Here is a 14819-nt window from a genome sequence, read left to right as displayed (position 1 = left end):
GCCTCACTTCGCGAGGTCGGGCTGCTCCTCGAGCAGCTCCGTCAGCAGGGACAGGTCGAACAGGTCCTCGGCCTCCAGCTCGATGCCGGCCGCGGCGAGCGTCGTGAGGTTCTGCGCGATCAGGTCGTCGGAGATGGTGAAGAGCCCGTTCTTCTTCGTCTCGTCGGTGACGATGAGGTCGATCTGGATCGTCGCCTGCGCGATCTCCTTCTCCAGGTCGAGCTCGAGGTCGGCGCCGTACTCCTCGACAGCCAGGCGCGCGCCCTCCTCCGGGTCGGCGACGGCGTCCTTCCAGCCCCGGATCTCGGCCTCGAGGAACGCCTTCACCTTCTCCGGCTCGTTCGCGATCATCTCGTCGGTCGTCACGACGGACTCGGCGACGAACGGCAGGCCGTTGTCCGCGAAGAGCAGGTTGGTCACCGGGTGGCCCTCGGACTCGACCGTGATCGACTCGTTGGTGACGTAGGCCAGGAAGCCGTCGACCTCCCCGTTGACGAGCGGGGACGGGTCGTACTCGACGGGGACCTTGGTGACCTCCGACGGGTCGATCTCGTTGATCGCGAGCAGGGCGTCGAACAGCGCCTCGTTCGGCCCGGCCTGGACGCCGATCCGCTTGCCCTTGAGGTCGTCCGGCGTCGCGATGTCGCCGCCGTCCTTCAGGGACAGGATCGTGAACGGGTTCTTCTGGAACGTCGTCCCGACGATCTTCAGCGGTGCGTCCTCCTCCGCGACGACCTGGCCCACCGACACGGCGTTGGACAGCCCGAAGTCCGCCCCGCCCGACAGCACGATCGACTCGGTCGCGCCCGGACCCGCGTTGAGCGTGACCGAGGAGAAGCCGGCGTCGGCGAAGTAGCCCTTGCTGTCGGCGAAGAACTCACCGGCGAACTCGGCGTTCTTGATCCAGGAGAGCTGGACCGTGATCGCGCCGAGGTCGGTGCTCTCGTCGTCGTCGGCCGGCTCGGCGTCGGCGCCCGAGGAGCAGGCGGCCAGCACGAGCGCGAGGGCGGCGCCGGCGGCGGCCAGGCGGGCACCGCGGGTGCGGCGGGGGCGCAGGGGGAGGGTCATCGGCACTCCATCGGGAACGGGCGCGAGGGGGTTCGCGCAGTGGCACCGTGCGATCGCTGCTCGCCGGCACGGCGGGGGACGAGCGGTGAAGCCGACGCCGTGGGACGGACGTCGTGAAGCAGAGGTCGTGAAGCAGACGTTGTGAAACAGACGTTGCGGGCCGTGACGCTACGGACGGGTCGTGTCGCGCCGGGTGCGGCCCTGTGTCCCGGGTGTAAACGTGCACCCGCCCGGGGTCACGGTTCGGTCTCGGGCTCTCGTCCCGGCCCGGCGCGCGGTACGCAGCGCTCAGTACGCCGTGCGTGCCGTGTGCGCCAGCCACGCGTCGAAGGGGTCGGTGGACCCGGGCACGCGCCGGGCGACGACCCGGGTGCGGTCCCAGGTCGCGCGGTCGCGGGCGAACAGCTCGTAGAACGCGGAGTCGTCGAACCCGCCCCGGGCGGCGTCCTGGCGGTCCGCGCTGAAGACGACGCGGTCGAGCCGGGCCCACAGGCACGCCGCCAGGCACAGGGGGCACGGCTCGCACGACGTGTAGAGCGTCATGCCGTCCAGCGCGAACGTCCCCGTGGCCCGGCACGCGGCCCTGATGGCCTGGACCTCGGCGTGCGCGGTGGGGTCCAGGTCCCGGGTCACCCGGTTCTGCCCGACGGCCACCTCGACGCCGTCGGCCACGACGACGGCACCGAACGGGCCACCGCCCTCGGAGACGTTCGCGGTGGCGAGCTCGACGGCGCGCGCCAGCCAGCGGGCGTCGGCGTCGGTCCGCGCGTCGACTCCCGGAGGAGAGGCGGCGTGGTGCGCGGTGCCGGCGACGGGGTCCACGACGATCGACATGGCAGGTCCTCTCGTTGTCCTGCGCCGATCGTCCGACTCGGCTGTTTCGGTGCCGTTACCCCCGCGCGCCGGTTCTCGAAACATTCATTTCGTAGCGTCGCGGGCATGCTCGACCAGGCCGCGGAGATCTGCCGCCGCCTCGACGCCGGTCAGCGCGTCGCGGCGGCGACGCTCGTGCGCGTCGAGGGCAGCGCACCGCGGGCCGTGGGCGCCTCGTTCGTCGTCGGGTCGGACGGCACCGTGGCGGGCAGCGTGTCGGGCGGGTGCGTCGAGGCGGACCTCGTCGAACGGTGCCGGGCGGTGCTCGACGGCGGTCGGGCCCACCTGACGTCGTACGGGATCGGCGACGACCTGGGGGAGCCGGGCCTGATGTGCGGCGGCACGATCACGGTGCTGGTCCACGAGGTCTCCACGCTGTCGGCCGACGCCCTGCACCAGGTGCGCCGGGCCGCCGAGGGCCTGGACGCGTGGATCGCGCTCGACGCCGACGGCGACGCGTGGACCGCCGAGGTGGGGTGCCCGGAGCCTGCTGACGACGGCCGTGCCGCGACCGCCGAGCCGCTGGTCACGCTGCGGACGCCGGCGGCGCAGCCGCTCCTCGTCGTCGGCGCGGGCGAGCACGCCGTCGCGCTCACGCACCTCGCCGCGGCGTGCGGGTTCGCGGTGACCGTGCTCGACCAGCGCCCGTTGTTCGCGACCAAGGAACGCTTCCCCGACGCGTACGCCGTCGTCCGCGACTGGCCCGACCGCTGGCTCGCGGCGCACCCGCTGACGTCCACGCACGCGGTCGTCGTCCTGACCCACGACCAGCGCGTCGACGTCCCGACGCTGGCGACGGCGTTGGCCTCGCCGGCCCGGTACGTCGGGGCGATGGGCTCGCGCACGACGCACGCCCGACGCGTCGAGGCGCTGCGGACGGCCGGGGTGAGCGGTGCGGCGCTCGCGCGGCTCCGCTCGCCGATCGGCCTGGACCTGGGCGGGTCGACGCCGGAAGAGACGGCGCTGTCGATCCTGGCGGAGGTCGTGATGACCCGGCACGGCGCGACCGGCCGGTCCTTGTCGACGACGACCGGTCCGGTCCACGGCCGCTGACCCGCCGTGCCGGCGGCGAGACCGGGCCCAGGTCGCTCATGAGGGTTCGTCAGCCACCGGAGTCCGGTCTCGCGCCGTGGGCGTCTCGCCACCGGGATGGCAGGCGCGTCACGGCGTCGCGACCGGCGTGACGGGCTGACGCAGGATCGTGCGGAGTCGCTCCGGCGCCGTGCGACGGGCGTCGCTCAGGTAGATCTCGTGGTGCGTGCCCGTCATCCGCAGACCATGGGCGGGGAGGAACTCGTGGTGCATCGCGTCGAGCACCGGGGCCTCGGCGTCGTAGGGGCCGACGTGCAGGGTCTGCACCGCGAGCCCCTCGTCGAGCGCGTCCACACGGATCGCCTCGATGAGGGGTGCGCTGCCCTTGCGGGCCACGGCGGCACGGGCGGTCTCGACGTGCTCGGCGGTGATCCAGTCGGGCACCAGGCTGAGCAGGGTCCAGTCCCACCGGGACTTGTCGCGTCGGGCGGTGAACGCGGCCATGTCGTCGGACCACCACAGGCCCTCGAGCGGCGGGATCCCGTAGTCGCGGTCGAGCTCACGCTTGCTGAGGAACTTCAGGGTGTACGCGAGCGGGTAGATCGAGCTCAGGGCGTCGCGGTACGCGTCGGACGTGTTCGGGTCGCCGTGCCCGTCGACCATGAGGTACCGCAGGGGCGGGACCGTGACGACGTCGAACCGGCCGCGCGTCGCGCGGTACGTGGGCGTCTGCTTGACGAGGTCGACCTTCACGGTGGGCACCTCCGGGGCGGTCGGGTCGGGCACTAGGTCGAAGGGCGCGGTCTTCGTCTCGGTCAGCGGCAGCACCGGCCGGGACGAAGGGGAGAGGTGTGCGGGTCGGCGGCACGAGGCAGCCACCGGCTTCACCGGCATCGGGGTACAGCGACAAAGTCCAAGCGAGGTGCACGAGAACCACCAGAGACGACGCGACAGGGACGCGACCGATCGTGTCTGTGTCGTCTCGTGACGGGCAGTGACGCGCTCTGCGGGCCGCGCGCCCTGTGGTTCCCGCCTCCCTGCAGCCGCGTGCTGCTCGCGTGGCCCCGGGACAGGGCCTCTCTGTCTGTAGTCGCTGCCGGTCAGCCAGCGCCCGCACCGGCACCAAACCACACCGTGCGACTCACCTCAACGGGTTCACCCGTTTAGCGGCTGCCGCGGGACCGTTCGTCCTCGCCCGCAGAGCGGGCTGCGGGCGCTGCGTCCCTTCCCCTCGAACCGCTCGGGTCGCCTCCCGAGTTACGTTGCTACTTCAAGTCAAGAGCTCGCCTATGGCGCGCCTCCGCTAGGTCCTGTCAGTATGGCTCGGTGCCGAGACTTGTGAAGTACCCTCACTATCGAGACCACGAGCAGCAGCGCATTCAAACGAACGACACGATGATGGGCCTGCTCGCCGGATCGAGACTCGCTTCTCAGACATTGAGCCTAACCGAAGGTTCGCAACTGGTCTTGAGTCAGATCTTCCCGGGGGTCCCGCATATCGAGCGGTTCAATTTGCGAACCGATCGCGCGCGCGAGATCCTCGACGACGCAGAGAATCTGCTTGGCATTCTTGCTGTGCCCCAGGTTCTCGCGCTGCACGAGGACCTGCTGCGCGAGATGCTAACTCTTCTAGCCGCGGACGACCCTCAATGGTCTAATATCGACGATAACGCTAAGGCGGCGAATGTTCACGCGAAACTCAGCTCGGCTACCGGCGTCGCTTTCACTCCCGAGTCGATCGAGATATTTCACCTTGTGCGGGTGGCCCGAAATGCGCACATCCATTCAGGCGGCCGGGCGAACCAGACGCTTCTGAACCGCATATCGAGCGTGAGTCCAGCCGCTTTCGCCGTGTGGGAGGAAATTACCGGTACCGCCTTTCCTCCGTACGAGCTGGGTCAGCCGGTGGCGTTAGGCTTGAGTGAGCTTATCGGGATACTGGCAGTTACTAAGCGCCTGGCCGAAGAGGCCAATGTTGCTCTCCAGGCCGCCCTGTCGAGAGTCGGATGGGCAGATATCATCGTAACTGATTGGTCCCGGTTCGCCAAAGCAGGTAACCCGGGGCAGAAATTGCGCCAAGTCGTCGGTGTCGCGCGTCGTTACTATGCTCCGCTATGTCTGACGGAGGACGAGCTTGCGGCTGCAATGACAAGAGCCGGGCACAAGGTCGAGAAAAAGCAGTAGGGCCGACCTTGCGGTCGGCCCTACTGGGAAGAAAGCGGGAGCTCTGCACTAAGCTACGTCTCCGCGAAGAGCCGCCAGGAATCGAACCTGAGTCACCCTCGTTCTGTGGAGCATCCGGTGGTGAACCGGAGCCTGGTCGTCAACCAATGCCCCGTCTCTGACTTGGGACGTTGCCACGTCTACCACGGAGCTGCCGACTGTGTCCCGATCATCATGGGATGGATTGGCAACTAGTCGCCTTGCCCAGGTCGGGTGGACCTCAGCGCACCGGCTCGCCGATGGGGCTCACCTCGCCGATGCCCCCTGCGCCAGCCGCCAGACCCGGTCCTTCGTCATCGGGATCTCGTGCGGGCGGACGCCCAGGGCGTCGCGGACCGCGTTGGCCAGCGCGGGTGCGACGGGGTTGTACGGGGCCTCGCTCATGGACTTCGCCCCGTGCGGGCCCAGGCCGTCGCGGGTGCGGGCGAGCAGGACGCGGGTCGGGGGGACGTCGGCCATCTGCGGGACGCGGTAGCCGCGCAGCGCGCGCGTGACCACGACCCCGTCGCGCAGCACCGTCTCCTCCAGCAGGGCCGAGCCGATGCCCTGCGCGACGCCGCCCTCGATCTGGCCGCGCAGCTGCTCGGGATTCAGCACGACGCCGGCGTCGGCGGCCTGCACCGACTGCAGGATCCGCACGGTACCCGTCGCGGTGTCGACGGCGACGCGGAACCCGTGGACGTTGAACGCGACCGACCGCGGGCTGCCGTGGTGCGAGCCCTCGGCGGATCGTGGGCCCAGCTCGGCGAACGTCACGAGCCGGTCGCCGACGCGCACGCCGTCCGGTCCGACGACGGGGGCGTCGTGCGACGTGGGTGCGCGACCCGCCGCGGCCCCCGCCTCGTCGGCGCCCTCGAGGATCCCGCAGGCCGCGGCCACCAGATCCTCGCGCAGCAGCGCCGCCGCCTGCGCGACCGCGCGCCCCGCGACGACCGACCCCGTCGACCCGTACGCGCCCGTGTCGTACCCGGCCCGGTCGGTGTCCGACTGCCGCAGCCGCACCCGGTCCGGCGTGGTGCCCAGGGCCGTGGCGACGAGCTGCACGTGCACCGTCGACGTGCCGTTGCCGAACTCGGCGGTGCCGACCGCGACCTCGTAGCGACCGTCCGCGTCGACCGAGACGGTCGCCGTCGAGTGGTGACCGCGCGGCGGGATGGTCGCGATCATCGCGACCGCCATGCCCTCGCCCACGCGCCACCGGTCGCCCGTGGGGACCTGTGCGGTGTCGCCCGCCCGCGTCGTCGCCAGCGCGTCCTCGACCAGGTCGAGGCACTGCGTGAGCCCGTAGGACGGGGTGTCGTCGCCCGGCTCGACCAGCCCGTACCCCAGGTCCGTCGTCGTGTCGGCGTGGTTGACGAGGAACTCGTCGCCGGGGCGCACGACGTTGCGCCGCCGCATCTCGAACGGGTCGATCCCCACCTCGCGCGCCAGCTCGTCGACCGCGGACTCCAGCCCGAACATCACCTGCCCCAGCCCGTACCCGCGGAACGCACCGGACGGCAGCTGGTGGGTGTATACGGCCTCGGCGTCCACGCGCTTGGCCGGGCACCGGTACTGCGCGACCGACTCGTGGATGCCGTGGAACAGCACGCCCGGCGCGTGGTTGCCGTACGCGCCGGTGTCCGAGAGGACGTCCAGGTGCATCGCGGTCAGCCGCCCGTCGGCGTCGGCGCCCAGCGTGACCTCGACGCGCATCGGGTGCCGGCAGGGCGCCAGCGCGAGCTCGTCCTCGCGGGTCATCTCGTACTGCACGGGCCGTCCGGTGCGCAGCACGGCGAGGGTCACGAGGTCCTCGGTGAGCACCTCCTGCTTGCCCCCGAACCCGCCGCCGACGCGTGCCGCGACGACCCGCACGCGCTCGCGGTCGAGCCCGAACACGTGGCACAGCTCCTCGCGCACGAGGAACGGGACCTGCGTGCTCGTGCGGACCACGAGCCGGCCGTCGTCATCGAGCCACCCCACCGCCGCGTGCGTCTCCAGCGCCGTGTGCGACACGCGGGCCGTGCGCCACGTACCCCGCACCACGTGCGCCGACGCCGCCAGCGCGGCCGCCACGTCGCCGACCTCGCCGTGGCTCGCGGCCACCACGTTGCGGCCCGGGTCGGCGATGCGCGACGCCGCGGCGTCCTTGTCGCCGTGCACCAGCGGGGCCCCGGGGCGGCGTGCCTCCTCCGGGTCGAGGACGGCGGGCAGCGGCTCGTACTCCACGTCGATCAGCGCGCAGGCCGCCCGGGCGAGCGCCACCGAGTCCGCGACGACCGCCGCGACGCGCTGGCCGTGGAACCGCACGACGTCGTCGAGGACGCGGGTGTCGTCCGGGTCGTCCGTGCGGTGCTGATGGCGGCCGGTCGAGAAGAGCACGTCGGGGGAGTCGCGGTGGGTGAGCACGAGGTGCACGCCCGGCAGCGCCTCGGCGCGGCTCGTATCGATCGCGACGATGCGCGCGTGCACGTGCGGGGAGCCCAGCACGGCCAGGTGCAGCAGCCCGGTCGGCACCTCGTCGAGCGTGAACGGCTCGCGCCCGCACACGATCCGCCGCCCCGCGGGCACGGCCACCGGGTCCCCGACCCCGCCGTCGCGCACGACGTTCGCCTTGCCCGCCAGCGCGTCGCGCACCGACCGGTACCCCGTGCACCGGCACAGGTTGCCCTTGAACCGGCGGACCAGCCCGTCCTCGTCGAGGTGCACGTGGCCGGCGTCGTCGGCCAGCGCCGTCGCGGTGACGACCATGCCGGCCGTGCAGAACCCGCACTGGAAGCCCTGGGCCTCGACGAACGCCTCCTGCACGGGGCTCAGCGCGTCGGGCGTGCCGAGGCCGGCGGCCGTCGTGACCTCGGAGTCGAGCGCGCGGGCCGCCGGCACGAGGCACGAGTGCCGCGCCTGCCCGTCGACGAGCACGGTGCACGCGCCGCAGTCCCCGGAGTCGCAGCCCTTCTTCACCGCGACGTGCCCCTCCTGGCGCAGGAACGTGCGCAGGCACTGGCCCGGTGCGGGCGTCGCGGTGACGTCCTGGCCGTTGACCCTCATGCGGTCACCTCCTCGACGACCTCGTGCGCGAGCAGGGTCGTCACGGCGCGCCGCCAGTCCGGGGCGCCGTGCACGTCGTCGTACCACTCGAGGCCGGCCAGTACCCCGCTGACCTGGGACGACGTCGGCAGCGAGGCGAACCGGTGCTGGACCGGGCGCGGCGTCGCGGCCGTCACGGTGAGCGTCACGGTGCCGTCGGTGTCCCGCCGCGCGACGACCAGCGAGGCCGAGCGGCCGACGGCGGTCAAGGACACCTGCCGCACCGCCGTCCGCGCCCGGAGCGCGTGCCCGGGAACGTCGAACGCGCGCAGCACCTCACCGGGCGTCAGCGTCGTGCGGCCGGGCCCGACGACGAGGTCGGCGACCGCCTCGCGGCGCTCACCACCGTCCGGCGTCCAGACCACGGCGACCGCGTCGAGGGCCACCAGCAGCGCCGTCATGGCACCGGCGGGCAGCGCCATCGCGACGTTGCCGCCGACCGTGGCCTGCCCCTGGACCTTGAACGACATCAGCAGGGCGTCCGCGCAGGCACCGACGAGCGGCCACGCGGCCCACGCGGGGTCGGGCACGTGCGCGGCGAGCTGCTCGACCGTGCACGTCGCGGCGACGCGCAGGCCGTCGGCGGTGCGCTCCAGCGGCTCCCATCCGAGCGTCGTCAGGTCGACGAGGCCGGTGACCCCCGGCTGCGGCTCGGAGAACAGCCAGGTGCCGCCGGCGAGCAGGCGCTCACCGGGCGCCAGGCGCAGGTCGGCACGCGTGCGGGCGGCCCGCAGGGACTCCACGGCGAGGTCCATCAGCGTGCCTCGACCTCTCCGAGCGTGCGGTACGCCGAGTCGATCGCGGCGACGCGCTGCTCACCCGTGCGTCCGCGCCGGGCCAGGACCGCGTCGGCGAGCGCGGCGACGACGGACGACGCGGCCGCGTACGAGTCGAACGCACCGCGGGCCTGCACCGGACACTCCAGCCACCACGTCGCGTGGGCCGCCAGGGCACGCGCGGTGGGGTCGGCCAGCAGGACGACGGGCGTGCCCGCGGCGTGCAGTCGCTCGGCGAGCGCGCGCACGCCCGGCGGACGGCGGCGGAACGCGACCAGGACGACGGCGTCCTGCCCGGACAGGTCGACGACGTCCTCCGACCACGACTGCCCGGGCTGCGGGAGCAGAGTGACGTGCGGGCGCACCTGCGTGAGCTGCTGACGCAGGTGCAGCGCGACGGGGTAGCTGTTGCGCAGGCCCACGACGACGACGCGCGGCGCGTGCGCGAGGAGGTCGGCGACCGCGTCCACGTGCACCGCGAGGCTCGCCGCGGCCACGCGCACGGCGGCGCTCTCGGCGTCGGCGTGCGCGTCGAGGTCCGGCGTGGCGCCGAGCGTCACCGGCAGGCCGTGGCCGCGCAGGCGCCGCAGGTGGTCGCGGACCTGCGTGAAGTCGTCGAAGCCCAGGCTGCGGAACAGGCGGCTCATGGTCGCCTTCGAGACCCCCGCGAGGGTCGCGAGCTCGGCGGCCGAGTACGTCGCGAGGTCGCCGAAGTGCTCGAGCAGCACGTCGGCGCCCTTGCGCTCCTGGGGTGGCAGGTCCGCGTAGCGGGCGACGACGCGCTCGTCGAGGCGCAGACCGTCGAGGTCCGGGACGGGGGGTGCGGTCGGTGCGGAGGGTGCGGTCAGTGCCGGTGTGACGGCGGGGACCGTGGTCGTCACGCGCGTGCCTCCGCGTCGGCCACTGCGGCATCGGGGACGGCGGCGGCGGCCGCTGCGGCGTGGGCGACTGCTGCGTCGGTCCGTGCCGCGACGGTCCGTGCCGCTGCCGTCAGCGCGTCCAGCCCTGCGGCGACGTCGACCTCGCGCACCGACTCGTCGGGGTGGTGGCTGATGCCGTCGCCGCAGCGCAGGAACAGCATGCCGACGTCGGTCACGGCGGACACGGCCATCCCGTCGTGCCCCGCCCGGCTCCACACGTCGAGCGGGTCGGTGTCACCGCTCGTCGCGATGCCGTCGCGCAGGGCGTCGCGCAACCAGGCGGCGCACGGGGTGGCGGGGGCCTCGTACAGGTCGGTCACGCGCATCGTCAGCCCGCGTGCCGCGCAGACGTCGGCGATCCCGGCCAGCAGGGTGGCGCGCATCGCGTCGCGCTCGCCGTCGGTCGCGGCCCGCAGGTCGACGGAGAACACGGCGCGGCCGGGGATGACGTTGACGGCGCCGGGCTCCACGGCGACCTGCCCGACCGTCGCGATCGCCCCCGAGTCGCGCACCGTCCGCTCGATCAGCACGATCGCCTCGGCGGCCCCGACGAGGGCGTCGCGTCGCCGCGGGTACGGCGTCCCACCCGCGTGCCGTGCCTCCCCGACGACCTCGACGCGGAACCGCTGCGCACCCGCGATGGTCGTGACCACGCCCAGCGAGCGGTCCGCCTCCTCCAGCAGCGGGCCCTGCTCGATGTGCGCCTCGAGGTAGGCCACCAGCTCGTCGGGCCGACGCGCGGCCGTGCCGACCAGCGCCGGGTCGAGCCCGAAGTCCCGGGCGGCCTGCTCGAGCGTCGTGCCGTGCGCGTCGCGCAGCGCCCACCACGCGTCGTCCCAGGTGCCGGCGAGCGCGCGGGACCCCAGCAGCGCGGTGCCGAAGCGTGCGCCCTCCTCGTCGGTGAACCCGACGACCTCCAGCGCGCACGGCCACGCCGGGACCTCGTCGCGCAGCCGCTCGGCGGCGGCGACGGCCAGCAGGACGCCGAGCATGCCGTCGTACCTGCCCGCGTCGGGCACCGTGTCGAGGTGCGAGCCGAGCAGCAGCGCCGGCAGGCCCGGCTCGCGGCCCTCGGCGCGTCCGCACAGGTTGCCGGCCTGGTCCCGCCACGTGCGCAGCCCGGCCGCGGCCATCCAGCCCTCGACCAGGCGCTGCGCCGCGGCGAGCGCGGGCGTCAGGTGCGCGCGGTCCAGGTGCTCCGCGTGCTCGCTGCACGCGGCGAGCGCGTCGCAGCGGCGCAGCACCTCGGCGGCGGACGTCACGCGGCGTACACCTCCTGCGCAGCGGTCACGCCGCCACCCGTCGGGACGGCCACGCCCTGCGCGCGCAGCACGTGCTCGAGCGCGGCGAGCGTCGTCAGCACGGCGTCCTTGCGCGCGTTGACGCCCATGGTCCCGATGCGCCACACCCGCCCGTGCAGCGGGCCGAAGGACGTGCCGATCTCGATCGCGAAGTCGTCGAGCATCGAGGCGCGCACCGCGTCGGCGACGACGCCCTGCGGGACCTCCACGGCGACGACGTTGTGCATCCGGTGCGCGACGTCGCCGAACACGCCGAGCCCGAGGCCCTGCACGCCGGCCAGCATCGCCGCCCCGGCGACGCGGTGGCGCTCGATCGTCGCGTCGAGCCCGTCCTCGACGAGGATGCGCGCGCACTCGTGCGCGGCGTACAGCATCGAGGTGGCCTCGGTGTGGTGGTTGAGGCGGCGCGGGCCCCAGTAGTCGAGGAGCTGCGCGAGGTCGAGGTAGTTCGAGCCGATGACGGTGCCGCGCGGCTCGTCGTCGTCGGTGCGCAGGCCCTCCTCGACGTGCCGGCGCGCACGCACGGCGTCACGCGCCCGCTCCGACAGCGTGGCCGGTGCACTGCCCGACGGTCCGCCCAGGCACTTCTGCAGGCCGGCCGTGACGACGTCGAGGCCCCAGTCGTCCGTGCGCAGGTCGTTGCCGCCCAGGGACGCGGTCGCGTCGACGTACAGCAGCGCGTCGTGCTCGGCGCACACCGCGCCGAGGTCGGCCAACGGCTGACGCATCGTCGTGGAGGTGTCTCCGTGGACGACCGCGACGAGGCGTGGTCGGTGGGCGCGCACGGCGTCGGCGATGCGCTGCGGGTCGACGACCTGGCCCCACGGGGCCTCGACCGTCTCGACGACCGCCCCCGCACGCCGGGCGATCTCCACCAGCAGGTGGCCGAACCGCCCGAACACCGGGACGAGCACACGGTCGCCGGGCTCGACGAGCGACACGACCGCCGCCTCGATCGCCGCGCGGGCCGTGCCGTCGACCAGCAGCGTCGCGTCGTTGGCGGTGCGGAACACCTCACGGTAGAGGTCCTGCGTGGCGTTCATGTACCCCGTCATCACCGGGTCGAACTGCCCGACCAGCGGGGCGGACATCGCGCGCAGCACGCGCGGGTCGGCGCTGATCGGGCCCGGCCCCATGAGCAGGCGGTGCGGGGGGTTCAGGGTCATGGGCGGCACGCTACGAAACGGCCGTTTCACCGAGGTTTCGGCCAGGTGCGCCGCGGGTCACGGACGCCCCAGGAGGCGGCCCGTGCCCGCGGTCACCGCCCCGTCGCGCACCACGACGCGCCCGCGCAGGACCGTGCCCGTGACCGATGCGGAGAGCTCGACCCCGTCGTACGCGCTGATGGGGTTGCGGTGGGCCAGCGCGTGCGCGTCCACGTGCAGCGGGACCCGCGGGTCGAGCACGAGGACGTCCGCATCGGCACCCGGTGCGAGGCGGCCCTTGTGGGGCAGCCCGACGAGGTCCGCGGTCCCCGTGGCCATCCAGCCGCTGACACGGGCGACGTCGATGCCCCGGGCCGCGGCGCCGTGGGCGACCGCCTGGAAGCCGACCTGCAGCCCGGCGACCCCGCCCCACGCCTGCTGCAGGTCCCCGTCACCACGCAGCTTCTCCTGCGCCGTCGCGGGGGAGTGGTCCGTGACGACCACGTCGATGATCCCGTCGAGCAGGCCGTCCCACAGGGCCTCCCGGTTGCCGGCGTCACGGATCGGCGGGCAGCACTTGTGCGCCGGCGACGCGTCGGGGATCGCCTCGGCGTCGAACGTCAGGTAGTGCGGGCACGTCTCCACGGTCACGGGCAGCCCCTCGGCGCGGGCGTCGGCGAGCAGGTCCAGCGCGCGGGCGCTCGACAGGTGCAGCACGTGCACGCGGCAGCCGGTCGTCCGGGCGCCCGCGACGACCCGCGCGATCGCGGCGGTCTCCGCCTCGTGCGGGCGTGACGCGAGGAAGTCCCGGTAGGCACCGCCGGGGCGCACGGGGGCGTCCGCCAGCACCGCCGGGTCCTCGGCGTGGACGATGACGAGCCCGTCGAACGCCGCGACGGTCCGCAGCGCGGCGTCGAACGCCGCCGGTCCCAGGGGCGGGAACTCGTCGACGCCCGACGGTGACAGGAAGCACTTGAAGCCCATCACGCCCGCGTCCCACAGGGGGCGCAGGTCGTCCAGGTTGCCGGGCACCGCACCGCCCCACAGCGCCACGTCGACCGAGAGCTGGCCCGTCGCCGCGCACCGCTTGGCGGCCAGGCCGGACGTCGTGGTGGTGGGCGGGATGCTGTTGAGCGGCATGTCCACGAGGGTCGTGACACCGCCCAGCGCCGCGGCGCGCGTCGCCGTGGCGAACCCCTCCCACGCCGTGCGGCCCGGCTCGTTGACGTGCACGTGCGTGTCCACCACGCCCGGCAGCACGTAGGCGTGGTCCGGGGCCGTGAGCACGGGCCCGTCGACCGGGGCGTCGTACGCGTCGACCGCTGTGATGCGGCCGTCCGCGACGTGCAGGGTCGCGGCGCGCAGGGTCCCGTCCACGAGGACCTGGCGGCCGCGGACGCCGGCGACGAGGTCGCCGGGGGCGGGTGCGGCCAGGCGGACGGCGGTGCCGGGCCCCGGCGTCGCGGGACGCGTGTCGTCGTCGGGTGCGGTGGTCGTCACGGCGCGGCCCTCAGACGAACCCGGGGACGCAGGCCCACACGTGCGGCACCGGGGCGTCGCCCTCGCGGTGCACGGCCGCCTCGATCAGTCCGTACGGGCGGTCGGCGGCGTAGAACACCTCGTTGTCGTTCTCCAGCCCGAACGGCTCGAGGTCGACCAGGAAGTGGTGCTTGTTGGGGCACGACAGCCGCACCTCGGCCACGTCGTCGCACGCCTCGAGGACGGCGCGGCCCATCTCGAAGATGGTGTGCTGCAGCGCGAGGGAGTGCACCTGCGCGAAGGTCGAGAGCAGCAGGTCGCGCACGATCGGGTAGCGGGTCTCGAAGTCCACGTCCGCGGTCCGCCACCGCCACCAGGCGGTCACCGACGTCGCCAGCACGCGGTCCTTCGTCTCCCCGAGCGTGGTGTACCGGTCGCGGGGGAAGCCCCAGAACTCCGAGCCCGTCGTCTTGAGCACCGTGGCCCCCGTGAACCCGGAGACGACGTGCGCCCCGTCGCCGCCCAGCTGCACGACGGTGCGCCGGGTCTCGCGCCCCGTGCGGACGAACGCGTGGTCGTGCGGCTCACCGTCGACCGCGATGCGGTCCCAGGCGTGCACGTCGGCGGCGAACCGTCCGCCGGTGACCTGCGCGAACTCCTGGACGAAGTGCCGACCCAGCCGCAGCAGGAACTGCTCGGGGGAGCCGACGCCGTGCTCCTTCGCGAACGCGTACACGGTGTTCTTCTGCGTGTCCGTGGCCACGACGTGGGCGTTGTCGCCGGTGGTGTGGCAGGCGGTGAAGTCGCCGCGCAGCTGCGTGGTGACCGTGAGGTCCTCGATCTCGTGCACCGCGGTGTCGCGCGTGACGCGCACGAGCCGCACCTCGGCCTTCCCGTACTGGTTGGTCCCCAGGACCACGTCTCCCACGGCCATCG

12 protein-coding genes are annotated in these 14819 nt (G+C 73.4%); 2 read left to right on the top strand and 10 right to left on the bottom strand.

Translation table 11 applies throughout. The annotated features are described in order from the left end of the window. Positions 1 to 3 precede the first annotated feature (3 nt). Together KG103_RS14170 and KG103_RS14165 are read right to left on the bottom strand one after the other, a co-directional pair. Positions 4 to 1068 (bottom strand): ABC transporter substrate-binding protein, encoded by a 1065-nt coding sequence (locus KG103_RS14170; protein WP_207339175.1) that lies wholly within the window; start codon positions 1066 to 1068, stop codon positions 4 to 6. 288 nt (positions 1069 to 1356) lie between these two features. Further along, entirely contained in the window at positions 1357 to 1902 is a 546-nt protein-coding gene (locus KG103_RS14165; protein WP_207339174.1) for a nucleoside deaminase, read from the bottom strand. A gap of 105 nt (positions 1903 to 2007) precedes the next feature. Here KG103_RS14165 and KG103_RS14160 point away from each other — a divergent pair, with 105 nt between their 5' ends. Continuing rightward, positions 2008 to 2994, top strand: a complete 987-nt coding sequence (locus KG103_RS14160; protein ID WP_207339173.1) for an XdhC family protein — start codon at positions 2008 to 2010, stop codon at positions 2992 to 2994. A 108-nt stretch (positions 2995 to 3102) separates the two neighbouring features. Here the strand turns inward: KG103_RS14160 and KG103_RS14155 are convergent, their stop codons facing one another. Continuing rightward, positions 3103 to 3726 carry a GyrI-like domain-containing protein gene (locus KG103_RS14155; protein ID WP_249670603.1) on the bottom strand — a complete coding sequence of 208 codons (624 nt, stop codon included), beginning with the start codon at positions 3724 to 3726 and terminating at the stop codon, positions 3103 to 3105. A gap of 573 nt (positions 3727 to 4299) precedes the next feature. On the opposite strand from KG103_RS14155, the gene KG103_RS14150 reads away from it, so the two are divergent. Further along, positions 4300 to 5157 carry a hypothetical protein gene (locus tag KG103_RS14150; RefSeq protein ID WP_207339171.1) on the top strand — a complete coding sequence of 286 codons (858 nt, stop codon included), beginning with the start codon at positions 4300 to 4302 and terminating at the stop codon, positions 5155 to 5157. A gap of 285 nt (positions 5158 to 5442) precedes the next feature. Here KG103_RS14150 and KG103_RS14145 read toward each other — a convergent pair whose 3' ends face one another. From KG103_RS14145 to pucL, 7 genes are all read right to left on the bottom strand, one after another. Then, the gene (locus tag KG103_RS14145; protein WP_207339170.1) at positions 5443 to 8223 is read right to left on the bottom strand and encodes a molybdopterin-dependent oxidoreductase; all 2781 of its coding nucleotides are present in this window, start codon (positions 8221 to 8223) and stop codon (positions 5443 to 5445) included. After that, a complete protein-coding gene (locus tag KG103_RS14140) occupies positions 8220 to 9017 on the bottom strand; it encodes an FAD binding domain-containing protein (RefSeq protein WP_207339169.1) in 798 nt (265 codons plus the stop codon). Before KG103_RS14140 ends, KG103_RS14145 begins: the two co-directional genes overlap by 4 nt. Then, positions 9017 to 9919, bottom strand: coding sequence for a MurR/RpiR family transcriptional regulator (locus tag KG103_RS14135; protein ID WP_249670602.1), 903 nt, complete (start codon positions 9917 to 9919; stop codon positions 9017 to 9019). The genes KG103_RS14140 and KG103_RS14135 overlap by 1 nt, the downstream gene beginning before the upstream one ends. Beyond that, positions 9916 to 11220 (bottom strand): allantoate amidohydrolase, encoded by a 1305-nt coding sequence (locus KG103_RS14130; RefSeq protein ID WP_207339168.1) that lies wholly within the window; start codon positions 11218 to 11220, stop codon positions 9916 to 9918. Before KG103_RS14130 ends, KG103_RS14135 begins: the two co-directional genes overlap by 4 nt. Then, positions 11217 to 12425 (bottom strand): pyridoxal-phosphate-dependent aminotransferase family protein, encoded by a 1209-nt coding sequence (locus KG103_RS14125; RefSeq protein WP_243656161.1) that lies wholly within the window; start codon positions 12423 to 12425, stop codon positions 11217 to 11219. The genes KG103_RS14130 and KG103_RS14125 overlap by 4 nt, the downstream gene beginning before the upstream one ends. Positions 12426 to 12482: 57 nt before the next feature. Next, positions 12483 to 13838: an allantoinase AllB gene (gene allB, locus KG103_RS14120; RefSeq protein ID WP_207339862.1), complete on the bottom strand. Its 1356-nt coding sequence runs from the start codon at positions 13836 to 13838 to the stop codon at positions 12483 to 12485. A gap of 76 nt (positions 13839 to 13914) precedes the next feature. After that, positions 13915 to 14817, bottom strand: coding sequence for a factor-independent urate hydroxylase (gene pucL / locus KG103_RS14115; RefSeq protein ID WP_207339167.1), 903 nt, complete (start codon positions 14815 to 14817; stop codon positions 13915 to 13917). Between the last annotated feature and the right edge of the window lie 2 nt (positions 14818 to 14819).

Source organism: Cellulomonas wangleii, from assembly GCF_018388445.1.
GTDB classification, from domain to species: domain Bacteria; phylum Actinomycetota; class Actinomycetes; order Actinomycetales; family Cellulomonadaceae; genus Cellulomonas; species Cellulomonas wangleii.
This window is presented reverse-complemented; position numbering and strand designations above follow the sequence as displayed.

Excerpts from the sequence above, each read along its gene's own strand:
- KG103_RS14140 (WP_207339169.1), bottom strand. The coding sequence starts at position 9,017 with ATGGACCTCGCCGTGGAGTCCCTGCGGGCCGCCCGCACGCGTGCCGAC.
- KG103_RS14145 (WP_207339170.1), bottom strand. The coding sequence starts at position 8,223 with ATGAGGGTCAACGGCCAGGACGTCACCGCGACGCCCGCACCGGGCCAG.
- pucL (WP_207339167.1), bottom strand. The coding sequence starts at position 14,817 with ATGGCCGTGGGAGACGTGGTCCTGGGGACCAACCAGTACGGGAAGGCC.
- KG103_RS14165 (WP_207339174.1), bottom strand. The coding sequence starts at position 1,902 with ATGTCGATCGTCGTGGACCCCGTCGCCGGCACCGCGCACCACGCCGCC.
- KG103_RS14125 (WP_243656161.1), bottom strand. The coding sequence starts at position 12,425 with ATGACCCTGAACCCCCCGCACCGCCTGCTCATGGGGCCGGGCCCGATC.
- KG103_RS14160 (WP_207339173.1), top strand. The coding sequence starts at position 2,008 with ATGCTCGACCAGGCCGCGGAGATCTGCCGCCGCCTCGACGCCGGTCAG.
- KG103_RS14170 (WP_207339175.1), bottom strand. The coding sequence starts at position 1,068 with ATGACCCTCCCCCTGCGCCCCCGCCGCACCCGCGGTGCCCGCCTGGCC.